At 39.3% G+C, this 24056-nt stretch carries 22 protein-coding genes and 1 riboswitch; of the genes, 16 read left to right on the top strand and 6 right to left on the bottom strand.

The features are described 5' to 3' along the window. Nucleotides 1-82: 82 nt before the first annotated feature. From LPB68_RS07220 to LPB68_RS07170, 11 genes are all read left to right on the top strand, one after another. Complete coding sequence (locus LPB68_RS07220) at nucleotides 83-1108, top strand: substrate-binding domain-containing protein (RefSeq protein WP_068654068.1); 1026 nt, start codon at nucleotides 83-85, stop codon at nucleotides 1106-1108. A 363-nt stretch (nucleotides 1109-1471) separates the two neighbouring features. Then, nucleotides 1472-2833 carry an ABC transporter substrate-binding protein gene (locus LPB68_RS07215; protein WP_068654067.1) on the top strand — a complete coding sequence of 454 codons (1362 nt, stop codon included), beginning with the start codon at nucleotides 1472-1474 and terminating at the stop codon, nucleotides 2831-2833. A 144-nt stretch (nucleotides 2834-2977) separates the two neighbouring features. Next, the gene (locus tag LPB68_RS07210; protein ID WP_082865524.1) at nucleotides 2978-5914 is read left to right on the top strand and encodes an extracellular solute-binding protein; all 2937 of its coding nucleotides are present in this window, start codon (nucleotides 2978-2980) and stop codon (nucleotides 5912-5914) included. A gap of 14 nt (nucleotides 5915-5928) precedes the next feature. Further along, nucleotides 5929-6897, top strand: coding sequence for a carbohydrate ABC transporter permease (locus tag LPB68_RS07205; protein WP_068654066.1), 969 nt, complete (start codon nucleotides 5929-5931; stop codon nucleotides 6895-6897). A 4-nt stretch (nucleotides 6898-6901) separates the two neighbouring features. Further along, a complete protein-coding gene (locus LPB68_RS07200) occupies nucleotides 6902-7768 on the top strand; it encodes a carbohydrate ABC transporter permease (RefSeq protein ID WP_068654063.1) in 867 nt (288 codons plus the stop codon). 15 nt (nucleotides 7769-7783) lie between these two features. Continuing rightward, nucleotides 7784-9253: an NHL repeat-containing protein gene (locus LPB68_RS07195; protein ID WP_082865523.1), complete on the top strand. Its 1470-nt coding sequence runs from the start codon at nucleotides 7784-7786 to the stop codon at nucleotides 9251-9253. Continuing rightward, nucleotides 9234-9854 carry a Yip1 family protein gene (locus tag LPB68_RS07190; RefSeq protein ID WP_068654061.1) on the top strand — a complete coding sequence of 207 codons (621 nt, stop codon included), beginning with the start codon at nucleotides 9234-9236 and terminating at the stop codon, nucleotides 9852-9854. Before LPB68_RS07195 ends, LPB68_RS07190 begins: the two co-directional genes overlap by 20 nt. Nucleotides 9855-9868: 14 nt before the next feature. Then, a complete protein-coding gene (locus LPB68_RS07185; RefSeq protein ID WP_068654057.1) occupies nucleotides 9869-12442 on the top strand; it encodes a DUF5696 domain-containing protein in 2574 nt (857 codons plus the stop codon). After that, nucleotides 12439-13341: a carbohydrate ABC transporter permease gene (locus LPB68_RS07180; RefSeq protein WP_068654055.1), complete on the top strand. Its 903-nt coding sequence runs from the start codon at nucleotides 12439-12441 to the stop codon at nucleotides 13339-13341. The genes LPB68_RS07185 and LPB68_RS07180 overlap by 4 nt, the downstream gene beginning before the upstream one ends. A gap of 27 nt (nucleotides 13342-13368) precedes the next feature. Beyond that, entirely contained in the window at nucleotides 13369-14370 is a 1002-nt protein-coding gene (locus tag LPB68_RS07175; RefSeq protein ID WP_068654053.1) for a carbohydrate ABC transporter permease, read from the top strand. A gap of 176 nt (nucleotides 14371-14546) precedes the next feature. Next, on the top strand, nucleotides 14547-15716 hold the full coding sequence (locus LPB68_RS07170; RefSeq protein WP_068654051.1) for a TraB/GumN family protein: 1170 nt from the start codon (nucleotides 14547-14549) through the stop codon (nucleotides 15714-15716). 194 nt (nucleotides 15717-15910) lie between these two features. Here the strand turns inward: LPB68_RS07170 and queF are convergent, their stop codons facing one another. The 6 genes from queF to LPB68_RS07140 form a co-directional block, all read right to left on the bottom strand. Beyond that, nucleotides 15911-16408, bottom strand: a complete 498-nt coding sequence (gene queF / locus LPB68_RS07165) for a preQ(1) synthase (protein WP_068654050.1) — start codon at nucleotides 16406-16408, stop codon at nucleotides 15911-15913. A gap of 22 nt (nucleotides 16409-16430) precedes the next feature. After that, a complete protein-coding gene (gene queE, locus LPB68_RS07160; RefSeq protein WP_068654049.1) occupies nucleotides 16431-17207 on the bottom strand; it encodes a 7-carboxy-7-deazaguanine synthase QueE in 777 nt (258 codons plus the stop codon). Next, a complete protein-coding gene (gene queD, locus LPB68_RS07155; RefSeq protein WP_068654248.1) occupies nucleotides 17204-17698 on the bottom strand; it encodes a 6-carboxytetrahydropterin synthase QueD in 495 nt (164 codons plus the stop codon). Before queD ends, queE begins: the two co-directional genes overlap by 4 nt. Further along, nucleotides 17698-18384 (bottom strand): 7-cyano-7-deazaguanine synthase QueC, encoded by a 687-nt coding sequence (queC, locus tag LPB68_RS07150; RefSeq protein WP_198402094.1) that lies wholly within the window; start codon nucleotides 18382-18384, stop codon nucleotides 17698-17700. The genes queD and queC overlap by 1 nt, the downstream gene beginning before the upstream one ends. A gap of 93 nt (nucleotides 18385-18477) precedes the next feature. Then, a riboswitch (PreQ1 riboswitch) is annotated at nucleotides 18478-18521 on the bottom strand. 80 nt (nucleotides 18522-18601) lie between these two features. Then, complete coding sequence (locus tag LPB68_RS07145; protein ID WP_068654046.1) at nucleotides 18602-19306, bottom strand: AIM24 family protein; 705 nt, start codon at nucleotides 19304-19306, stop codon at nucleotides 18602-18604. A 34-nt stretch (nucleotides 19307-19340) separates the two neighbouring features. Next, the gene (locus LPB68_RS07140) at nucleotides 19341-19772 is read right to left on the bottom strand and encodes a hypothetical protein (RefSeq protein ID WP_068654045.1); all 432 of its coding nucleotides are present in this window, start codon (nucleotides 19770-19772) and stop codon (nucleotides 19341-19343) included. A gap of 225 nt (nucleotides 19773-19997) precedes the next feature. Between LPB68_RS07140 and LPB68_RS07135 the strand changes: the two genes are divergently transcribed. The 5 genes from LPB68_RS07135 to LPB68_RS07115 all read left to right on the top strand — a co-directional run bounded on the left by LPB68_RS07135 (nucleotide 19998) and on the right by LPB68_RS07115 (nucleotide 24018). Further along, the gene (locus tag LPB68_RS07135) at nucleotides 19998-20225 is read left to right on the top strand and encodes a hypothetical protein (protein WP_068654044.1); all 228 of its coding nucleotides are present in this window, start codon (nucleotides 19998-20000) and stop codon (nucleotides 20223-20225) included. Then, complete coding sequence (locus LPB68_RS07130) at nucleotides 20222-20497, top strand: hypothetical protein (protein WP_068654043.1); 276 nt, start codon at nucleotides 20222-20224, stop codon at nucleotides 20495-20497. The genes LPB68_RS07135 and LPB68_RS07130 overlap by 4 nt, the downstream gene beginning before the upstream one ends. Before the next feature lie 156 nt (nucleotides 20498-20653). Beyond that, nucleotides 20654-22714, top strand: coding sequence for a peptidoglycan D,D-transpeptidase FtsI family protein (locus LPB68_RS07125; RefSeq protein WP_068654037.1), 2061 nt, complete (start codon nucleotides 20654-20656; stop codon nucleotides 22712-22714). Nucleotides 22715-22795: 81 nt separating this feature from the next. Next, nucleotides 22796-23524 (top strand): Cof-type HAD-IIB family hydrolase, encoded by a 729-nt coding sequence (locus LPB68_RS07120; protein WP_257786632.1) that lies wholly within the window; start codon nucleotides 22796-22798, stop codon nucleotides 23522-23524. 8 nt (nucleotides 23525-23532) lie between these two features. Continuing rightward, nucleotides 23533-24018, top strand: coding sequence for a DUF456 domain-containing protein (locus LPB68_RS07115; RefSeq protein ID WP_068654033.1), 486 nt, complete (start codon nucleotides 23533-23535; stop codon nucleotides 24016-24018). Nucleotides 24019-24056 lie beyond the last annotated feature (38 nt).

The following is a 24056-nucleotide window of genomic DNA, read 5'->3' as shown; positions in this document are numbered from 1 at the left end:
ACCTAACAGATTGTTTTGTTGTTAGCATTCATGTATGCTATGAATTATGAGTTAAATTTCTAAATTGAGATTAGGTGATCGTATGAAAGGTAAAGTTACAGTACAAGAGATAGCGGATTTAGCTGGTGTATCTAAATTTGCAGTATCTCGTGCATTATCAGGGAAATCAGGGGTTAGTGTTCAGACGAGAGAAATGATTCTGAAGGTTGCAGGGCAGTTGGGGTATTTCAAGAATGAACCCAAACGTCTAGGCAACAGGATCGATGATAATAAAAGTCAAAAATCAACAGGAACAATCCTAGTGCTCTTTCCAAATGTTAGGTATCAAAATAATGAATCTTTATATTGGGGCCCCGTATTTGATGGTATATCTACTCGTTTAAATCAAAAGGGTTTAGATATTCTAACATTAACAGAACCAACAAGTGATAATTTGTTCTCACTACTTAATCCTGATGCTATTCAAGGGATCATTACAGTTGGATCTATAACGACTTCTATCTTACTAGACATTCATCGTCTAAATATTCCAGTCGTAATGGTTGACCATATGGATCCGGCATATCATTGTGATTCTATCTTTTCCGATAATTTTATGTGTATGAAAGAACTCATGACAAAGTTATACAGTAAAGGTTATAAGAAGTATCAATATATTGGGAATATTAAAGATGCTGCTAGTTTTAATGAACGATGGATTGCTTATCAGACCTCGCTTGTGGAATTTAATATAGAGAATAGCCAGATCCTTTCTTTACTTGGTTCTGATACAGAACATTATGAAAGTATAGCGACTGCACTTCGCACAGGTGAACTTCCTGATGTATTTGTATGTGCCAATGATACAACAGCTTTTTATATTATTGATACATTACAACAGCTGGGAATAGAAGTTCCAAATCAATGTGCTGTGACAGGATTTGATAATACACATAAGGCGTCACCGATATTAGCAACAGTGGATGTGAAGATAGAAATACTGGGTATGAGGGCAGTGGACCAGATTTTATGGCGGATAGATAATCATGAATCCCCTTTCGAGAAGAAATTACTTTATGCAGATACAATATTACGTGAAGATTATAATAAGGTTCACAATATAGAATGACTAATGATATAACAAATAAAGACAATAGCTGTAGCTTGAGTAATGATCATTACTCAAGCTACAGCTATTTTTTTAAAATATAAGAAAGTATGAGGTTCACTTGATACCCTTTTGGAGTAAAATAACAGTGTTTTCCGTAATTCGACGTATTCCCCCCTAAAAAGTGTAGATTCCGTAGGAAATAACAAAACAATATAATAATAAAATAACAAATTAATAAATAATATAAAAATCGTTTGACTGATTCATTACTGGATGTTATTGTTGTTTTGCGGAATAATATACCATATTTGAGAGGTGTTTAATTCGTTGATTATGAAATGTTAGTCAAGGGGAATTCAAATCAGATTGGGAGGTTAATGAATGAAACAAATGAAACTGTTTTCTATGTTGTTGGTCTGTTTTGTATTACTGATATCGGCTTGTAGTGGTGGTAATAATGTCCAAACAAATGAAAGCGTTACCAAGACAGAGGCTGTTACGCCAACAGAAGAAGTAAAGACAGAGCCAGAACCGCAACCTGAAGAAGTTGTTGATTTAGGTGGTCGTGTTATTAAAATGTCTGCTTGGTGGGATCTGACACCTGCAGGTACAACTGCATCTGATAAAGCAAGATTGGCGAAGATTGCTGAACTTGAGAAGAAGTACAACATGAAGATTGAATTCGTTAATGTACCTTTTGGTGAATACATGGATAAGTTTACAACGACAGTACTTGCAGGCGAACCCTTTGCAGATATTGTATTACTGGAATACAAATCTGCGCTTCCAGCAGCACTGAAGGGTCAATTACTTGAATTAAGTGAGTTTACAAAACCGGAATCCAATATTAATAACGAAATGAATTTAGTAGTGAAGAGCGCTAGTCTAGCTGGGAAAGAGTATGCCTTTGACAATCCGACAACACTTGCTGTTGGCGTACATTATAACCGAGATATATTCAAAAAATTAGGTTTGCCAGATCTGCAGGAACTCTACAGTAAAGGCGAATGGAATTGGGAGAAGTTCATTGAAGTTGCTAAATTGGCAACTAAGGATACTGATAATAACGGTAAAATTGATACCTATGGTTTCTCTGGATGGGCAGCTCAAGTAGGTCGAATTCTAGTAGCAGCTAATGGAGCGAAGGTTGCAGATGATTCTACGAGTAAGGAAGGTCTTAGCGATCCTAGAACGATCGAAGCTATGGAATTCTTAAACCATATATATAATGTAGAGAATGTTGCGAAAATAAAAACAGGCGATAAAGTAAATTGGGAAGAAACGGATACCTTTAAAGACGGAGACGTTGCGATGTTCATAGCTTCAGAATGGCAAATGCCTGATCTGACATTTGATGTTGGGATTGTGCCAATTCCTAATGGACCCCAAGGAACTGCGGAAGTTACTTATGCGAATACAGCTGCAGCATCTAGATTCATACCAAAAGGTGTGAAAGATCCTGAAATTGTATATCAAATTTTCGAAGAAATGCAAGATGTTCCACAGCTTGAAGAGTATCCTGGTCAGGATTACTTAGAAAGCCTTTATGGACATGAAGAAGATATCCAAATGATTCGTGATCATATCTATGGTACAGGAATTATCGTATTGGATGAAGCATACCCAGAATACCCATTTAACAGTTTTGTTGAAGATGTCATTAAGAATAATGCGTCTGTTACTGCTACTGCTGAGAAATACAAACAACAGGCACAAGCTTCGATTGATAAACTGGGCAAATAAACCTTTGCTTGAATCATGTTAACAACAAGGGTGCCGATATGGTGCACTCTTGTTGTTTTCATTCATACCTTTGTTCTGATGAGAATATTGGCAAGGTGATGGGTTATTCTAGACTTGCTTAGTGCTTATGGGGGGCGTGCATTGATGTTAGTGAATCATCGTTTGAAAAAAATGTTGATAAGTATGTTGACGGTTATCATGTTTATGGCCTTACTGATTCCGGCGTTTATTCCTATAGTACAAGCGGAATCACAAATAAATGAGACTTCCGATCAATTGGATATGTCTATAGCAGAGGATTTGGCAAATGCGACTAATGAAGCTATAGAATACAGTGATTATTTAGAACAATATGATACTGAATCACATCCAGAGCTGGAAGTGATTGTTGAAGCAAATCAATATATAAAAACCGAAGGACAAGATATTGAAACTTTAGAAGATTATGAGGGGATGGATGGAACATCACTTTTGACTGGTGAAGAAGGGGAAGCACTATGGCAAATTCATATTGATGAGCCAGGATTGTATAATTTATCGGCTTTATATTATCCAATCGCAGGGAAAAGCTCGAGTATAGAGCGTTCACTACGGATTGATGGTGCACTCCCATTTGAAGAAGCTGCTTATTTGCATTTTGACCGAATTTGGGATAATGAACTTAAAGAAGTGCAGGTGGATAATCAAGGAAATGACCTTCGCCCGCAACAGGTGGAGCGACCTAACTGGCGCGAAGTTGTGATAAAAGATTCTGAAGGGTATTTCGATCGTCCTTTTCAATTTTATTTCAGTAAAGGTGATCATACCATCTCACTCCAATCACAACGTGAACCGATGGTTATTCGACAATTGAAATTATTTCAATCACCGATTGCTCTAACTTATGAGGAAGTACTTAAACAGTATGAATCGGATAAAGCGGAAGAAACGAAGGGGATTCTCGTTGAAATTCAAGGGGAGAATGCCATTGCTAAGTCGTCACCAACGTTATATCCAGTGAGTGAGCGTACAAGTCCCGCGGTGTATCCTTATAGTCCGTCCAAGGTGAAGGTTAATACGATTGGCGGACATAATTGGCGGATTCCAGGAGAATGGATCGAATGGGAAGTGGACGTTCCTGAGACGGGATTGTACCAAATTGCCTTTAAATCTCAGCAGAATTTTGTAAGAGGTATTTATTCAACACGTATATTAACGATTGATGGGGTCGTTCCATTTCAAGAAATGGAACAGGTGGCGTTCCGATATAAAGGTGGTTACCGTATGGATGTGATGGGCGGTGAAGACCCTTATAGATATTACTTGGAGAAGGGTAAGCATGTTCTAAGACTTGAAGTTAGTCTTGGAGAATTCGCACCATTAATTCGTGAAGTGGAAGAGAGTCTCTTCAATCTGAATGCTATGTATCGCAAAATATTAATGATTACAGGTACTAATCCGGATGAAGTCCGTGACTATCGTGTGGAGATGCAAATTCCAAATTTATTGGAAGTTTTTCAAACAGAAAGTACGAGACTACAATCAGTAGCCAAGCAATTGAAAGAGTTATCAGGTCAGGGAAGCGATCAAGAGGCATTATTGAAAACAATGGCTCTACAATTAGATGAAATGATTGATGAGCCCGACACTATTCCTAGAAGGCTTGGAGCTTATAAGACAAACACGGGAGGACTAGGTACTTGGCTACAAAAAGCGAGAGAGCAACCACTGGAAATTGATACGATCTATATTGCTTCTCCTGATGAACAGCTACCCATGGATGGGATGGGATGGTTCGCCAAAATGTGGCATGAATGGCTAACCTTCGTATATTCCTTCGTCATTGATTACAATCAAATCGGAAATGTGGCAGAAGGTAAGGAAAAAAGAACGGTAACGGTTTGGATTGGGAGTGGGCGAGATCAGGCGAATACGATAAAATCCATGATTGATGAAAGTTTCACATCAGAGAGTGGTATTAGTGTCAACCTGAAGCTTGTCCAGATGAATACATTGCTCTCGGCAACATTAGCAGGTCAAGGCCCGGATGTGGCAATGCAGATTACGAATGATATACCCGTAAATTATGCGATGAGGAATGCGACAACAGATTTGTCGAAATTTAACGATTTTGAAGATGTCGCGGAACGATTTAGAACGAGTGCCTTGGTTCCATACACATATAATGAAGGCGTATATGCACTCCCAGAGACGCAGACATTTAATATGCTATTCTACCGAAAAGATATATTGAAAGAATTGGAGTTAGATGTTCCCCAGACTTGGGATGATGTGCAAAATCTATTGGCTGTACTTAATAAGAACCATATGGAGTTTGGACTTCCGCTTGTATTAGTCCCTTCTTATCCAGGAGAGAATATTGCGCCTAACTCCGTGTACGCTATGCTTCTTATGCAATCAGGAGGCTCCTTCTATCGCGAAGGGGGTAAAGCTTCAGATCTTGATTCAAGAAAGGGTACGGAATCATTCAAACAATGGACGGAATTCTATACAGATTACAAATTGGAGAAAGAATATGATTTCGCGAACCGATTCCGTACAGGGCAAATGCCAGTTGCGATAGCTGATTATACAGTATATAACCAATTGTCTGTGTTTGCGCCAGAAATTCGTGGAATGTGGGGTTTCGTTCCTGTTCCTGGGACCTTGCAAAGTGATGGAACGATTAATCGTGTAGTACCAAGTGGTGGTAATGGTGTGATTATGATGGAAGCTGCGGAAGATAAAGAAGCTGCATGGGAATTCATGAAATGGTGGACGAGTGAAGAGACTCAAGTTCAATTCGGACGGGAGATGGAAGGGTTGATGGGGGCGGCAGCGCGTTATCCAACGGCTAACACCAACGCACTTGATCAACTACCATGGCCAGTCAGTGATTATCAGAATCTGAAGGCGCAATTCGAATGGGTGCAAGGAATTCCAGAAGTACCTGGAGGTTATTTCACGGGACGTCATCTTCTTAATGCATTCTATAAAGTTGTGAACAATAAAGTTGAACCCCGTGAAGCCCTAATGGACTACACTCAGTACATTCAAGATGAAATACGTACGAAACGTAAAGAATTTGGTCTATTAGATTAAGGGAGGGGTTAAGGATGCGACAATCAAATTTACAAGATAATCGCTCAGTGATAACTGCTGGCGAGCCTTCCCCTCAACCAAATTCCTGGTGGGGAATGAAAAAAAACGCAATCAAGGCGAATAAACATTCATATATTTTGATGGCTCCTTATATGATACTTTTTAGTTTGTTTACTATTCTGCCTGTTGTGATGTCCATTATTATAAGTTTCACTTATTTCAATATGTTAGAGTTTCCAAGGTTTGTCGGTTGGCAGAACTATATACGATTGTTTCTAGAGGATGATGTGTTCTTAATTGCTATCAAGAATACATTACTGTTTGCAACGATCACTGGGCCGATAAGTTATATCGCCTGTTTCATTTTTGCATGGATAATCAATGAGCTGTCACCGAAATGGCGAGCATTTATGACATTAGTGTTCTATGCACCGTCGATTTCAGGGAATGTATTCTTCATTTGGTTGATGATCTTCTCAGGTGATAGATATGGGGTTATGAATGGTTTTCTAATTAAATGGGGGATTTTACTTGAACCTATTCAATGGTTGAAGACGGAAGCATACATCATGCCTATTATTATTCTAGTTCAATTATGGCTTAGTTTAGGTACTGGATTTCTAGCGTTCATTGCGGGGTTACAGACAGTAGATAGAACATTGTATGAAGCAGGTGCTGTAGATGGTGTGAAGAATCGCTGGCAAGAACTATGGTTTATCACTCTACCATCCATGAAGCCTCAGCTTATGTTTGGTGCCGTGATACAGCTAACGACTTCGTTCGCTGTATCGGATGTATCGATCTATCTTGCTGGCTTCCCTAGTGTCAACTACGCTGCACAGACGGTCGTAACACATCTAATCGATTTCGGAACGATTCGTTTTGAAATGGGATATTCATCCGCCATTGCGACAGTACTATTCATAATGATGGTAGGAAGTAATCTAATTATTCAAAAACTTTTGCGCAAGGTGGGTGACTAATGAAATGAATTTTCTCCTGCGACTGCGAACAAAGCGAGTAAATCGTTCTCTCTTTGGTAACTTTTCACTATTTATGCTGCTATGTGTGATGGGATCTTTCATGGTACTTCCATTGATCTATGCGATTAATAATGCCTTTAAACCTTTAGATGAAATTTTCTTGTTTCCTCCAAGATTATTTGTTCGCAATCCAACAATGGATAATTTCGCAGATCTTATTAATTTGTTGGGGAATTCTTGGGTACCTTTTTCGAGATATATCTTTAATACAGTTTTCATTACAGGTATGGGAATTCTTGGACATGTGCTTCTGGCTTCAGCGGCAGCTTATCCTTTAGCCAAACATAAATTTCCTGGTGGACGGTTTCTATTCCAGATTGTCGTATTGTCACTCATGTTCTCGGGTGCTGTAACTGCGATCCCCAATTATATGATCATGTCATGGATCGGATTTATTGATACGTATTGGGCGGTTATTGTTCCTGCCTTCGCCTTTCCACTTGGACTTTATTTGATGAAACAGTTCATGGAACAGATTCCGGATGCTTTGCTTGAAGCCGCTAAGATTGACGGTGCTAGTGAATATCGTATCTTCTGGACGATTGTTATGCCGAATGTAAAACCCGCATGGCTAACACTTATCATTCTATTGTTTCAGATGTTATGGGGGTCAGATGGAAATGGATTTATTTACAGTGAACAATTGAAATCGCTTCATTATGCAGCCAATCAGATTGTGATGGGTGGTGTAGCTCGGGCGGGTGTGGGAGCAGCAGTAGCTCTGATACTGATGAGTGTTCCGATTACGTTGTTTGTATTTTCACAAAGCCGTATTCTTGAGACGATGGCTACTTCTGGTATGAAGGATTAGAGAGGGGGAAAACCATTGACAGCGAAAAAATGGCTTCTAATGATCGCAGTTGTTTCCCTGATAGTATTTTCCCCGAAGACTACATCGGCAGCTTCGGCACCCTATGAGAGTTACAACTATAATTATTGGGAAGAAGCGGTACCGTCGCCGGCGCCATATGTTCCAATTCGTTCTATTTCAGGTACTGATCTTGGAATTGGAGATTTCGTGGAACCAAGTGATATGTATGTCGCAGATAGTGGTGTGGTATACATTCTAGATAGTGGTAACCATCGGATTGTATGTTTGGATGCCAAGTTAAATGTAATAAGGATTATTGACTCTTTCGAAGTTGAAGGAGTGAAGAATGTGTTTAACAATCCAAGTGGTATTTTTGCAAATAATGAGGGGAATATCTACATCGCGGATACAGATAATCAACGCATAGTTGTATTATCTCCTGATGGTGACTATATCAACATTATTAAGGAACCGAAGTCAGATATACTTCCGGATGATTTTACCTTTGTCCCATTGAAATTAACTGTAGATAAAGCGAATCGTGTCTATGTTGTATCCCGTGGCGTCTTCGAAGGAATTGTGCAATTCGATGATAAGGGAAAGTTCATAGGATATGTAGGAACGAATAAAATTGAGAGGAATGTAGTCGATTACTTCTGGCGTCTAGTTTCCACGAAGGCTCAGAAGCAACAAATGGAACTATTTATTCCAACAGAATTCTCAAATGTTGATATTGATTATAAGGGATTCGTGTATGCCACGAATATTGATCCTGACTCTAAAGAGCCGATTAAGCGGTTAAATCCTTCTGGAGAGGATGTACTTAAGCGTATTGGATATTTCGATGTGATGGGGGACATTCGCTATAGTATTTTTGGTGGAAATGCAGGTCCTTCGAAATTTATCGATATAAAGGTACGTGAGGGTGGGATGTACAGTGCCCTGGATTCACTTCGGGGGCGTATATTCACCTACGATGATGAGGGTAATCTATTATATATTTTTGGTGCGAAAGGAACACAACTAGGAACCTTTAAGACACCAGTAGCGATTGAGTTTTTGAATGAGACCTTGGTTGTATTAGATCGGGGAAAATCGAATATTATTCTGTATGAACCAACATTATTCGGTAGTAGTGTGAATGAAGCTGTACGGCATCATTATGAAGGCGAAGATTCAGAGGCCGTAAACAGCTGGAAACAAGTTCTTCAATTAAATTCAAACTATGATATCGCCTATATTGGCATTGGTAAATCTTTAGTTATGGAGAAGAAGAATGAGGAAGCGTTAGAATACTTCGAAGCGGGAATGGACCGTAAACATTATTCTGTCGCGTATAAAAGACATCGTAGGGAAGTTATGAAAGATGTACTGGGACCGTTCTTATCTCTTCTTATGGTACTCATACTAGGTATTGTAATTTATAAATTGTGGAAGAAGAGAAAGACAAGGAGGGCTGAACGCCGTGAAGCAGGATTTCATTAAGTTCCCACTTCATTTAATTGTGCATCCATATGATGGATTCTGGGATCTCAAATATGAAGGCAAAGGTCGAATAAAAGTTGCTCTAGCGATTCTTCTCCTTGTAGTCATTACCATGATTGTGCAAAAGCAATATGCTGGATTTCTAGTAAATTTTAATGATCCTAGATATTTGAATAGTTTGGATGAACTTAAATACATCGTATTACCCTTCTTTCTATGGTGTATTTCGAATTGGTCGATCACGACCTTGATGGAGGGGGAAGGGAAGTTTAAAGAGATTGTGATGGCCACAGCATATTCTTTAATACCGCTTGTTCTGATCTACGTGCCAACAATAATAGTAAGTAATTTTATGGCGAGTGAGGAGACGGTATTCTATTATCTGCTAAATGTTATTGCAAGTATCTGGTTTCTGTACCTATTATTCGTAGGCACGATGACGATGCATCAATACACAGCTAAAAAAACGATTACAACCATGTTACTAACCATTGTAGTCATGGGAATTATTGTATTTCTAGGAACGTTGATGTTTAGTCTTGTTCAACAAATATTTGATTTTATTCACAATGTATATAAAGAAATTATTTTCCGAACGTGAAGGAGGCCGCATACGTGAACAAACGAAAAGTCCTATATAGGATACTCACCTGCGTTGTGTTGCTCGGTATAGCAGCCAGTGTTCTAATCTATATCAATCGTGGGGTTCCAGCGGTCGATGTAGCAGCCTATGTCCAGGGCGAGAGTCAGCTAGCTCCAGGATCAGAAATGGCTATATTAAATGATAACACTGATGGGGTATCTGGGATGGTACTGGTGGCACAGAATACTGCGTTGGGCTTATATATCAATCCGGAGACTACGGAAGTAGCTGTGTTGGATAAACAACAAGGACAAGTGTGGTATAGTAATCCGCCAGAACGCAATGATGATGAATTAGCATCCGCTTTCGAGAAAGAAGTTCTTTCTTCACAAGTCGGAGTCTCATTTCGCGATGCCATAGCTACGTTAGAGACCTATAACAATTTCTCACATAGCATTAGTAAGCAACAATTTACGACTGAAAGTATTGCCAATGGTATACGAATCACATATACATTGGGTGATATGTCGCTTGGTATTGACGTTCTACCTAAATATATTAGTAAATCAAGATTCCAGGAAAAGATTGTAGATTCATTGGATGATGCTTCTAAAAGGTATGTATCTGCTAGATACTATCCCACAGAAAATAATCCTGAAGTAATGGAGCGACTTGATGAGCAAATTTCGAAGCAACTCGTGATGAATAAAATGATCGCCGCATTTGAAAAAGCAGGATATACGGCAGAGGATTTGGCATTTGATAATGATGAGAATGGAATTTCGAGTGGAAATGCGTCTAATAAGCCCAATTTTGTCATTCCGCTTGAATACCACCTTGAGGAGAACAGTCTGGTTGTATCCGTTCCGATGAGTCAGATTCAGGAAAGTGCAGCGCATCAAATTAAAAGCATAGATATGCTAAATTATTTCGGATCAGCTGGAAAAGAAGATGAAGGGTACATGTTCGTACCTGATGGGATGGGAAGTCTCATCTACTTAAACAATGGAAAAGTTAAAGATGAGCTATATGCGCAACGTGTATACGGAACTGATGAGAATGATAACAGCCGGAGTCGTGGGCAAGTAAGTGAGGATGCACGCATGCCGGTTTATGGATTGAAATCAGGTGATGGGGCTTGGTTTGCTGTGATTGAAGAGGGAGATGCTATTGCTAGTGTAAATGCTGATATCAGTGGTAAGAAAAACTCATTCAATCATGTGTATAGTAGTTTTGAAGTTCGTGGTGAGGATGAGTTGGAGCTTTACACAGGCCAAACGATCCAAGAAATCGATCTATTGTCCGCTGACTTATATCAGGGTGATATTCGTATCCGTTATAGTTTTCTATCTGGAAAGGATGCAACCTATTCTGGAATGGCAAAGCTTTATCAGAATTTGTTGACGAAGAACAATATATTAACGCCCCTTCAGAACGAGCAAGATATTCCCTTCTATCTGGATATGTTAGGTTCTGTAGATAAGCAGCAATCATTCCTTGGTGTACCCTATGATGACATTATATCTATGACTAGCTTTGATCAGGCAGGAGAAATCGCTGCGAAATTAAACACCGATGGTATATCCAATCTTAAGATGAGATATATGGGTTGGTTCAATAAAGGGGTAGACCACCAATTACCTGTCAAAATGAAGGTTGATCGTGTGCTCGGAGATAAGGGCGATTTCATGAAGTTAGCCAAGCAAATGGAAGATCTAGGTGGTAACTTATATCCTGACGTAGCATTCCAACATGTATATGATGATGCTAGCTTTACACCATCTTCAGATGCGGCTCGCTTTATTACGAGGGAACAGGCAGAACTTTCACCCTATAATCGTTCATTTAATCGAATGGATATAGATTTAGGTAGTTATTACCTACTGTCTCCCGCAAAGCTTCCATATTATGTTGATAAATTCACGGGGACTTTCTCTTCATTTGATAGTATGGGCTTATCATTAAGGGATTTAGGTGATCTTCTGAATTCAGATTATCGAGAGAACAGGGTCGTTTATCGTGAATCTGCAAAGAATATTGTAGTAGAACAAATAAGAAAGTTAGAGGAAAGCTATCCAGATCTCATGTTAGCTGGAGGAAATGCTTATGCATGGGGCTATGGGGATCAACTTATTAATATTCCAACGTCATCTAGTGGGTTCAATATTACGGATGAAGCTGTTCCTTTCTATCAGATGGTGATTCACGGATACCTAGACTATGCGGGCTCTCCCATGAATCTGGATGATAATCAAGATATGAAACAGCAGTTATTAAGTGCTATTGAACTGGGAGCATCACCTCATTTTCTGTGGACATATGAGCCATCATCAAAACTAAAATATACGCGATTTGATACTTACTATTCATCTTACTATTTGGATTGGTACGATCAAGCTGTGTCCATGTACGAAGAAGCTAATACTGCTCTATCAAGTGTAAGAACGAAAAGGATGACGGAGCATATTCGACATCAACCCGGTGTCGTTGAAGTGAGATATGAAGAGGGTACATCTGTTTATGTAAACTATTCTGATGAGTCAGTCACTTTGAATGGTGTAACCGTAGATGCGCAGGATTATGTAGTGGATGGTGATCAGGAATGAATAGAATGAGATTGTCCTTAACACAGAGAAAGTCATTGCTTGGTGTTGTATTCATCTTACCTTGGTTACTGGGATTCATATTTTTGTTTGCATCACCACTTATTCAATCGATTAAATTTAGCTTTAATAGTTTAAATGTGGTGCCAACGGGATATGAATTAAAATTTGTTGGTTGGTTAAATTTTAAAGAGGCTTTGTTCATTGATGCGAACTTTAATCGTATTTTGACAGAGTCGGTTATAGAGATGATTGTGAATGTACCTTTGATTCTTTTCTTCAGTCTTTTCTCTGCGACTCTCTTGAATCAGAAGTTTCGAGGAAGGGCGTTAGCCCGGGCGATATTCTTCTTGCCTGTTATTCTTGCATCAGGTGCGATATCTGCGGCTGAAGCTTCTGGGCTCATTAATCTAATCGGAGACGCGACTGTAGCTCAAGAATTCGGGGAAACCTCATCGCAGTTTAACGTACTTTCGATGGTTATGTTGCTTAATGAGGCAGGATTACCGATCGCATTTACGGACTATATTGTGGATGCTGTACTTCGTATTTATGAAATCATCAGTAGTTCAGGTGTTCAAATTATCATCTTTCTAGCTGCACTTCAGTCGGTTCCAACCTCGATGTATGAAGTAGCTAAGATGGAAGGTGCAACAGCATATGAATCATTCTGGAAAATCACTTTTCCAATGGTAAGCCCGTTACTACTAACAAATATTATATTTACAATTATTGACTCCTTCTCAGATAGTAGTATTACACAGACGATTTATAGTACAGCTTTTCAGACGCAGAATTTCGGATTAAGTGCTGCGATGTCATGGTTATACACGCTTGTTGTCAGTGCCATTCTAGTCATCATCGGAATCATGGTGTCGAAGAGAGTATTCTACTATGATTAACGCACTTAGGAGAGGGAGGGACGTTGCATGGAAATTGCTAAACAACTTCGAAGTGAAGCAGTAGTATATCGTTTTAAGAAAACAAAAAACAAATTTATGGATGCCCTGTGGTCATTTTTTCGCTATGTATTAATCATTGGGATCTCGTTTGTTATTATATCTCCCTTATTGTCCAAAATATCTGTCGCAATTAAGGATAAACAAGATATTTATAATCCTACAATCTTTATGATTCCTGTCCATTTCACAATGGATAATATCAAAATGGCTATGGAGATTATGAATTATTTCCCTTTACTCGGTAATACGTTACTTTTTGTTGTCGTAACGGTACTATTACAGACAGCTTCATGTGCACTCGCTGGATACGGGTTTGCACGATTTAACTTTCCAGGGAGTAATATATTATTTTTATTGGTTGTCCTCACGATTCTCGTTCCGATGAGTACATTAATGGTACCGATGTATCTACATTTTCGTAGTTTTGATATCTTGGGGATTATACAGCTATTCACGGGTAAAGAAGGGGTAAATCTTCTGAATACCTATTGGCCCTCAATCGTAACAGCAGCAACAGCGAATGGATTGAAATCAGGGCTATATATCTATATATTCCGACAATTCTTTAAAGGGTTACCGAAGGAGATTGAGGAAGCAGCGTTAATTGATGGAGCGGGAGGATTTAAGACTTTCTTCCGTATTATGCTACCGAATGCGGTTCCGCCACTTGTCACAGTTATGTTATTCTCATTCGTGTGGCAATATAATGATACATTCTTCACATCTTTGTTTATGAGTCAAAGTCCATTAATGCCATTGAAGGTAGCTTCTTTACCAGCCGAAGCTAATCTACTGATTCCGAAAATGATTGGTGTCGGTAGTAATGCAAATGTTAAAGCGGATCCGAACCATGTTGCGATGATTGTGGATACGGGAATATTGCTAGCTATTCTTCCGTTAATTGTGATGTATTTATTTGTTCAGCGTTATTTTGTTGAGAGTGTTGAACGTACGGGTGTAGTTGGTTAATCGTTGTAATAAAAAAAGAGACTGGAATTATTGAGATTTGCCCCGATGAGCTTAGTCATTATCGGGGTTTTCTTTATATTATGTGAATTATTAATTATTTTACGTATAATGATGTATAGGCTTGTATTTTCGAGCAATTACAAATACACAAGGTAACGATACGAAGGAAGGTAGCAATGACAGAAGATAATGTAACCAGAATTCATTGGGACAATCGAGAGTTTATATTGATCGGTACTGCACATGTGTCCAAGCAAAGCGCACAGCAAGTCAAAGAAGTGATCGAAACCGAAATGCCGGATTCAGTGTGTATCGAACTGGATGAACAAAGATACCAATCGATCATGGAAGGTGATAAGTCAAAAGAAACGGACATTTTCAAGGTAATTAAGGATAAAAAGGCGACTTTGCTACTTATCAACCTTGCGGTTTCCTCTTTTCAGAAGCGTTTAGCGAACCAGTTAGATATTCAGCCAGGGCAGGAAATGATACAGGGAATTCAATCTGCCCAAGAAACAGGTGCCAAACTAGTGCTTGCGGACCGCAATATTCAAATCACGTTTTCCCGTATATGGCATAATGTTGGTTTTTGGGGCAAAGCGAAGCTGATGATGCAAATCATATCCAGCATATTTAGCAACGAGAAAATTACGGAAGATGAACTGGAAACGATGAAATCGCAGGATATGCTAGATTCGATGCTACAGGAATTTACGAATAGTTTTCCGAGATTAAAGATTCCACTCATTGACGAACGAGATCAATATTTGGCGCAAAAAATTAAGGAAGCTCCGGGGAATAAGGTAGTAGCTGTTCTTGGCGCTGCACATGTACCCGGCATCAAGGAACAGATCAAACAAGATCACGACTTGGATCTCTTAACGAAGCTTCCCCCGAAATCCAAGGTTCTAAAGATTGTAGGTTGGGCAATTCCAATCGCCATTCTTGCACTTATTGCTTATACATTTATCACAAGTCCTTCCGTTGGAATTCAGCAGTCACTGAGCTGGATCATTTGGACGGGGATGTTATCAGGAATAGGTGCCGCACTTGCTTTTGCACATCCACTCGCAATTGTGACTGGATTTATCGCAGCTCCGTTTACCGCGTTACACCCGCTCCTTGCGGCAGGATGGTTTGCAGGCATCGTTCAAGCCTACTTTCACCGACCTAACGTTCGTGATTTTGAGAATTTATCAGAGGACGTGCTCAGTGCAAAAGGATTTTGGCACAATAAGGTAACGCGAATTTTACTTGTTGTTACACTCTCGAATGTTGGAGCATCCATAGGTACATTTATCGGTGGGGCAGATATTATCCGTTTGTTCATCGAAAATTTGTGGTGAAGGAAATCAGTAAAATCAATTTAAATAGTCCCCTGGTTTTTACACCCTGGACACTAAGGGTTTAAAACCAGAGGACTTTCTTAAAATATAAGGGTATAAAGTATAAGTTTCACTTCATACTTTATACCCTTATATTTCGGCAGAGACGGATACCGTCCTTTAAAGGGACGGCGTAGCCGTTTCAGTTTGTGTCGTTATCGATTATCTACTTTTTCTGGATACATATCATGATTCATGAGGCGATATTGTGCCATTTCCTCATATTTTGTTCCCGATTGTCCATAATTGCAGTATGGGTCAATGGAGATTCCACCGCGTGGTGTGAATTTCCCCCATACTTCAATGTACTTGGGATCCATTAGCTTAATGAGATCATTCATGATGATATTCATACAGTCTTCATGGAAATCTCCATGATTACGGAAGCTGAAAAGGTATAATTTAAGCGATTTGCTTTCTACCATTCGAATACTAGGGATATAACTAATATAGATTGTTGCGAAATCGGGCTGTCCAGTGATAGGGCATAAGCTTGTGAACTCTGGGCAGTTAAATTTAACGAAGTAATCACGGTACGGATGTTTGTTATCAAAGCTCTCCAGTATGGATGGATCATATTCTGTAAGGTATTTGGTTCCTTGATTTCCGAGTAGCGTGATATCTTCCATTTCATGATGTTGTCTTCCTGACATATCGATATCCCCCTTCTATTTATTAAACCCCACGTTTATTTCCCCAAATCAACGTATGAAGTTGAGGTAATACTCGCACTTGATTAAGCATGGAAGATTCCATTACTTTCTCGATAAGCCATTCGTAACGTTCTAATAAAGTGCTGGTGAGTTGATTAGAATCGGTTGTGTGGACATCAGCGTTTCCAACTTGCAAATACATGGGAGTATCTAAGTAACGTAGATGTACTTTAACGGCATAATCAAGATCCTCTTCATTAAAAATAACTACTTTTAGACTATGGGAATAGGTTACTGGACGAACTTCTAAATGATTGATAATTTCATCTAATATTTCCCAATCTGTATTCATCCCAGAGCTAGGAGGCTTTGGAGATATGGTCACCTCGTCAACGCTTGCAAGCCAATCCTGCCATTTCGAGCCTTGCGTTTCAACTGCAACGATGATATTCCGGTCATGGAGTAACTGAACTAATCCTCCAAGCTGTGGAAGAAGGGCAGGATTCCCTCCAGATAACGTAACATGTGAGAAGCAAGCTCCCCCGATTTGATATAACTCATCCCAGATTTGCTCAGATTGTAGTAATCTAATCTGTTCCTTTCCACTACCATCCCATGTGAAGCTTGAGTCACACCATGAGCAATGATAATCACAGCCGGCAGTACGAACGAACATTGTTTTTCTACCAATGACCATCCCTTCGCCTTGAACAGTAGGGCCAAAAACTTCTAAGACAGGGATAGGTCGGTCGATCTGGTGGCTTATCCGCTCATCTACATGAACACTCTGACTATTCATCCTAATATCCACTCCCGTCTTGCTTCGGCATAACTGGTTGGTGTTTCAAAGAGTCTAACAAATTCAGTGCGTGTTTCTAGTATAAGGTTCTCCTCAGAAAGTTGAAGAGATTGTAATGCAGCTTCCATTTGTTCGAACAGCCAGACAACCATATTCTCAGCTGTTGTGTTCATTTTGGGTAAAGTTTCGTTCAGATAGCGATGGTCAAGGTAAGGCTCAATGTATTTTTTCCAAATATCTTTTATTTCTCCGAAATCTACAGTAATCCCAATGTCATTAGGGACACCACTTATACCAAAGACAACTTTGTACGTGTGTCCGTGTAGATTCTTACATTTACCTTCATAGGCATGTAAATGGTGAGATGCATCGAAGGTGAATTCTTTACTAACCAACACTCTTTTATTGTGATACCTTAGATCACTATGATTGAGATCCTCACCGAAGCGTTGAAGTCGGTCTATGATGCGGAATTCCCCAGGGGATTGAATCATATTTGAGCACCACCTTGGGTGGATAAACCATCTTTAGGCATAGCTAAATACTGATCAAGACCAGTTTTTCTAAGCTTGCATGCTGGGCATTCACCACAACCGCTACCAATGATGCCGTTGTAACAAGTTAAGGTACGATTTTGAATATATTCGAATGCACCTAACTCGTCAGACAATTGCCAAGTTTCTGCTTTGTTCAGCCACATTAGAGGGGTATGAATTACGAAATCATAATCCATAGATAGATTTAAGGTAACGTTAAGAGACTTAATAAACAGATCTCGGCAATCAGGGTAACCACTGAAATCCGTCTCACAAACACCTGTAATTAAATGTCTTGCACCTCTCTGTTTAGCGAAGATGGCTGCGAAACTTAGGAATAATAAGTTACGTCCATCAACAAAGGTATTGGGTAGTTGACCTTCTTCATGTGAAATCTCAACATCATGACGAGTGAGTGCATTGGGGGCAAGTTGATTAAGAAGACTCATGTCGAGCACGGTTTGTTGCACACCTACATCTTGTGCAATACTTGCTGCACACTCAATCTCCAATTTATGACGTTGGCCGTAGTCGAAGGTGATAGTTTCCACCTCAGAATAGTTCTTCTTTGCCCAAAATAAGCATGTTGTACTGTCTTGACCGCCACTAAATACGACGATAGCTTTCTCATTTTTCATCACAAAAAAACCTCTCATTCTTCTTTAAATTCGTAGAAGAAAAAGAGATTCATGAACTGGATCTAACTCAAAAACAAACCTTATCATTTATAAATAAGGTAAATAGTTTTTTATAGAGGGAGTTCGCGAACCTCTTCCATGAATGTAAACATGGATTATCTTCAATTATCCCAGCTGATCAACTCTAGGCTTAGGATATGTTTCATTATAACATGGTTCACTACTTAATAATAATACTTCCAAAAGGAATGATTTCTCGTAGTACACGTTTAATGAATCCTTCATTCGCCATATCCTTTTCTAATCGTTGATTTTGACGACCTGCTTGGAAAAGGACAGAACCCAGTCCCGTCATCTTCCAATGGAAACTCATATGTTGGCTGGCGAGAGTGTTCCCATATACAGTCAATTCGAGTTTGGCATTCTCTGGATAAGCAACTAAACTTGCAGCATCGATATATATTGGATCTATCGGATGAAGTTCGGTCTGGCATACAGGTCCTTGTGTAAGTATACCGATCGTTCCATTACCTGTGAATTTCACTTTAATGACATCACGCGAAACAAGCATATTCTTTATTTTTAAGAGACGAGTCTGCATGGTGATGCCATCACTATAGAAAAAAAGACTACGGAAATCGTAAAGCAGGTCACTCCCATCATGAATCTCAACTGATTTCATAGCAAATCCAGGCGGCAGAGCGGCTACAAACTGTGATGGACCACTGATATCGGATTGAATGAGCTTACCCTTGCGATACATACGTTTCATATTCATGAAATGATCACTACGTCCAGTAGAAGGTCCCCGATAGGCTACAATTTGTTCAGGGTGGAGTATATGAATTAGATCTCCTTCATTAAGAGTAAAGGTAACTGCTTGACCTATTGGGGCGCTGCTTGCACTATTGTTCTGTATTTCCATGACTGACCTCCGGTACAAATAAATACCTATATTATTACCATTTATTAGAACGTCTCATTAAGAATCGGATTGTGCGAGTAAGAAGAAAATACCCCACTGCTAGAGATATCGCCCAAATAACGATATTTTTTATTCGGGCAGATCGAGTCTGTCGTGCTATCTCCGATTCCGTCAATAATTGAACGGTATCTTGAAGTTGACGATTCTGTTCTATAAGTTGAGTAGTCTGTTGTTCATAAGCTTTAATACTTGCTTTGGCATCGTTTAAATCATTGTATGTCTGTTCGTAACTCTTCTTCAACTCATTCATCTGGTCAGGAAGTTCAGAGAATTTCTGTAATCCATCATAGAAATCTGTGAAGTAATTAGCATGTGTTGTATTAGGAGAAAGAACTAAGCTTGCACATATAGATAGTATGATAATACTTGGTTTACAAAACTTGCGAATGAAGAAATGTAACTGCATATATTCACCACCTGAATTTTAGTTTAATTACTATTGTAACCAATGGGTGGAGTGGGACGTCTAACACTATAGTAATATATTTTTGAGGAAATACATAATTAAAAGTAGATATATTAAGTTAAAATATGTGGATAATGTACAACAATTGGTTAGAACATATGTTCCCTTATAAACTGATGGCATCATTAGTTAATTTAATGAACATGGATAGGAGGAGACGGTAGAATGAGTACATATATAAATGCAGCATATACATGGAATCGTTCGCATATTTATGGCGGTGGTGCCGATCATGTAGTTTTGTTAATCGAATGGGAAGTAGCATCATTTAAACCAACCAAGAGTCATTTAAATAGCAAACCTTTAAACGTCCAGTACTATCCGTTCAATGGAGGTACAAAGGTTGCCAAAGTGAAAGAGTTAAGGAACAACCTGTTGAAGAAATATATATGAATTATACTTACAATCTAGCTGATATGAAGAAAGTGGGCAACTACAAAGTTGAGAAGCAGGTTAAGCTGATAGAGGCCAGAAATATATTAAAGAATGCGATTGAAATGTTCGAATTAGGAAACGTTGAACAAAGTGAGTTTTTGTTAAGAAGGAAAGCGGACGATCTTTTATTGTTCTCTATTCAGTCGAATGATGTAAGTTTGGTAGATGAGGTAGAGAAGTTATATGAATTAAGTACATATTATAAAGAGATACAGTTTCACCACTCTTAGATACGGTGAAACTGCCTTTTGTATGTATAGATATTTGTTCCTGAGATGGCGAATATGCTAAAGGTGAAGGTACCCTTGATTTATGTTAGAATAAGAAAGACATTTTTCGTAAAAATGAATAACTAAAGTAAGTTTGAACTAAAGGAGGCTGTACCGGTGAGCAATTACGTGCCGGATCGATTGAAGCAAGATGAACCTAAACATAAAAATAGTTTTAATCTGAGAATAAATGTATTTTTCTTTAGTACATTTCTTATTTTTTGTGTCATTATTGTACGTCTTGCCATACTACAATTTGTGGAAGGTCCTACGTTGACTGGAGAAGAAACTAGTAGGGATGTGAAGAATGTACCCATCGCACCTGCACGTGGAAGTATTTTAGATGCTACGGGGATTAAATTAGCTTATTCTGAACCAGTACAATCTTTATATATTACTTTGCAGAGCAATTATAGTGATCTTGCAAATGGTGATAAACGAGAGAATTATCCAGAAGTCGATAAACTGGCTCAGAATATTGCAGCAGCATTCACGGAATTCGGAGATCCTGAAAGTGAAATTAACACAAAGGAAGATGTGTTAGACGCCTTAGATTTGAATTATAAATTATATTCTGGTTATGTACCTAGACGTATTAAGATGAATCTTACTGAAGAAGAGATCGCTTATTTCATGGAACATAAGTCAGATTATCAAGGGATTAGTATAATTGAAGAGAATATTCGGCAATATGATACAGATACGGTTGCTGTCCAAACGATAGGTTATATTAAAGACTTTAAGAGATCCAAGGCACTGGATAAGTATCAAACGATTACGGATGAGATGAAGGATGGCACGTTAACTGACCCGGGTCTGATGTATGGAGAATCGGAATTTGTAGGGTTTGATGGCTTAGAGTTACTCTATCAAGATGAATTGCGTGGAAAGAATGGTTATTTGAAAATACCTGTTGATCCTCGTAATATGCCGGAGGGTATAGATGAGATTGTAGCTCCAGAAAAAGGTCATGATGTGTGGTCAACCATCAATAAGGAGATTCAAGTCAAAACGGAACAAGCGATTCTCGACCAGTTAGATTGGTTGCATAAGAATCCGGTATCAGGGAAATTACATCCGGATGCGACAACTGGATTCGCGGTCGCAATGGAAGTGAAGACAGGCAATGTTGTAGCTATGGCCAGCATGCCTGACTATGATACCAATGTGTGGAGTTCCGGGAATATTTCGAGTGAAGATTGGACGGGGAAGGTAGAATTTATTTACCAGAACGGGACCATTAAATCTTTTAATTCAGGTAAAGAAGGATATCACCCTGAATCTGTTGTGCTGCTAGGTTCCACGATAAAACCGCTATCCGTGTTAATAGGATTAAATGAAGGTTTTTTCACGAAAAACTATACGTATTATGACAAAGGTGCAGCTTACTTTGGTAAAGAAGGTCATCAAGCACGTGTTCAGAATTCACAAGGGCATGTCTATGGTGCTATGAGTCCTGCCAGGGCTATAGAGGTATCCTCCAATGCATTCATGGTCGATATGGTAGGAAAGCCTCTGAATAATAAATATGGTGCAGATGTTATTGATGTCTGGGATAGACACATGAAAGAATTCGGGCTTGGTGTCGTGACGGGTAGTGGCCTACCTGGTGAATACAGAGGATGGCGTGAGTATGTGGATTTAGAACAAGCGGGTAGTACACAATCAGCTATGGCTTATGCATCATTCGGTCAAGGCGGGAAATACACCACACTTCAACTTGCTCAATATACAGCAACCCTTGCTAATGAAGGGGCACGGATGAAACCTCAATTAGTAAGCAAGATTACAGATAGTAATGGAAATATTGTTCAAGAATTCAAACCAGAAGTGCTGAATGTTGTTGATTTCGATAAATCGTACTGGGATGTTGTTAAGAAAGGGATGAATAGTAGTGTGTCTGCTTTCGAGAATTTCCATTACGACTTTGCTAGAAAAACAGGAACGTCCACACAGCAGGTAGGTAGAGAACTTGTTGATAATGGTGTATTTATTGCCTATGCGCCACGTGAGAATCCAGTACTCGCTGTTGCTGTTATGATTCCTGAAGGTGGATTCGGATCCCAAAGTGCTGCGCCAATTGCACGCAAAATATTTGATGCTTATGATGAAGTCTATGGATTAGATGGAACACCTCATCCAAAGACGGAGGTTATAAATGAAAGTGAAACACCATAATTCACTACGAGGGCATAATGTGGATGCTAGTATAGTTGGGTATGATGACAGGGGGGGCTTACCACGGGTACAAAATATAGACTGTTAGCATTGGATATGGATGGGACACTTTTAAATCATGAAGAGAAAATATCAACTGAAACCATGAAATGGATAAAGATTGCTATGGAGAAGGGTGTTCATGTCTGTCTATCTACAGGAAGATCGTTTGCAAGCGCGCTTCCCTATGCTGAACAATTAGGGCTGGACGGCCCTATGGTTACAGTTAATGGGAGTGAGATTTGGAGTGCTCCATATCAGCTTCACCAACGTTCATTATTTGATGTTCAGCGGATGAAGGCAATGTATGAAATCGCGATCGAAATGGATACGTGGTTCTGGGCATATTCAGTTGATCACGTTTATAATAAAGAGCATTGGTTGACGACGCCTATGGAAGAGACAGAATGGTTGAAATTTGGATACTACACAGAAGATGATCATATCCGTCAGCATATTTTGACGAAATTGCTTGAATGGGGTGATCTTGAAATAACGAATTCTTCACCATTTAACATTGAGATTAATCCATTAGGAGTTAATAAGGCCACTGGGATTTCTGAGGTGTGTAAGTTGCTTCAAATAGAAATGTGTGAGGTTATTGCTGTGGGTGATAGCTTAAATGATCTGGCTGTGATTCAGCAATGCGGTCTAGGGGTTGCGATGGGTAATGCCCAGCAACATGTGAAGGAACAAGCAGATGTTGTCGTAGCTAGCAATAATGATGATGGGATTGTAGAAGTGATCAGAACCTATATTATTGAGGAGTGAAACGATAGATGTCCATACTCGGTTGGAGCTTGATTATTATTTTGTTTGTAGTAGGACTAGCGGGTGCAATATTTCCTATTCTTCCCGGTGCGCTAGCCATTTATCTTGCTTTCTTTGTGTATGGTTGGTTCTTTAGTTTTGAATCCTTTGGTGCTTGGTTCTGGATCATCCAGACGTTAATTGTCGTCGTCTTGTTTGTAGCGGATTACGTCGTGGGTGCATGGGGAACCAAGAAATATGGTGGATCGCGATTATCAGTCATTCTTAGTACCATAGGTGTTATCATTGGTCCATTTGCAATACCAGCTTTTGGACTTGTTATCGGACCGTTTCTAGGGGCATTTATAGGCGAACTACTATCTGGTTCAAATGTATCGAAGTCGGCCAAAGTAGGCTGGGGATCTTTAGTGGGATTATTTAGTAGTATGGTGATGAAGGTCATTCTGCAAATTGGTATGATTGTGATCTTCTTTATCTGGATTATGGTGAACTAATGAAGTGATATGATGTTTGCAGTGGAAGCTGCCTTCCG

Source organism: Paenibacillus crassostreae (assembly GCF_001857945.1).
GTDB classification, from domain to species: Bacteria; Bacillota; Bacilli; order Paenibacillales; family Paenibacillaceae; genus Paenibacillus_AQ; species Paenibacillus_AQ crassostreae.
This window is presented reverse-complemented; position numbering and strand designations above follow the sequence as displayed.

Excerpts from the sequence above, each read along its gene's own strand:
- LPB68_RS07145 (WP_068654046.1), bottom strand. The coding sequence starts at position 19,306 with ATGGAAATACAGAACAATAGTGCAAGCAGCGCCCCAATAGGTCAAGCA.
- LPB68_RS07200 (WP_068654063.1), top strand. The coding sequence starts at position 6,902 with ATGAATTTTCTCCTGCGACTGCGAACAAAGCGAGTAAATCGTTCTCTC.
- LPB68_RS07140 (WP_068654045.1), bottom strand. The coding sequence starts at position 19,772 with ATGCAGTTACATTTCTTCATTCGCAAGTTTTGTAAACCAAGTATTATC.
- LPB68_RS07130 (WP_068654043.1), top strand. The coding sequence starts at position 20,222 with ATGAATTATACTTACAATCTAGCTGATATGAAGAAAGTGGGCAACTAC.
- LPB68_RS07135 (WP_068654044.1), top strand. The coding sequence starts at position 19,998 with ATGAGTACATATATAAATGCAGCATATACATGGAATCGTTCGCATATT.
- LPB68_RS07115 (WP_068654033.1), top strand. The coding sequence starts at position 23,533 with ATGTCCATACTCGGTTGGAGCTTGATTATTATTTTGTTTGTAGTAGGA.
- LPB68_RS07170 (WP_068654051.1), top strand. The coding sequence starts at position 14,547 with ATGACAGAAGATAATGTAACCAGAATTCATTGGGACAATCGAGAGTTT.
- LPB68_RS07210 (WP_082865524.1), top strand. The coding sequence starts at position 2,978 with ATGTTAGTGAATCATCGTTTGAAAAAAATGTTGATAAGTATGTTGACG.
- LPB68_RS07215 (WP_068654067.1), top strand. The coding sequence starts at position 1,472 with ATGAAACAAATGAAACTGTTTTCTATGTTGTTGGTCTGTTTTGTATTA.
- LPB68_RS07220 (WP_068654068.1), top strand. The coding sequence starts at position 83 with ATGAAAGGTAAAGTTACAGTACAAGAGATAGCGGATTTAGCTGGTGTA.
- queE (WP_068654049.1), bottom strand. The coding sequence starts at position 17,207 with ATGAATAGTCAGAGTGTTCATGTAGATGAGCGGATAAGCCACCAGATC.
- LPB68_RS07180 (WP_068654055.1), top strand. The coding sequence starts at position 12,439 with ATGAATAGAATGAGATTGTCCTTAACACAGAGAAAGTCATTGCTTGGT.
- queF (WP_068654050.1), bottom strand. The coding sequence starts at position 16,408 with ATGTCAGGAAGACAACATCATGAAATGGAAGATATCACGCTACTCGGA.
- LPB68_RS07205 (WP_068654066.1), top strand. The coding sequence starts at position 5,929 with ATGCGACAATCAAATTTACAAGATAATCGCTCAGTGATAACTGCTGGC.
- LPB68_RS07175 (WP_068654053.1), top strand. The coding sequence starts at position 13,369 with ATGGAAATTGCTAAACAACTTCGAAGTGAAGCAGTAGTATATCGTTTT.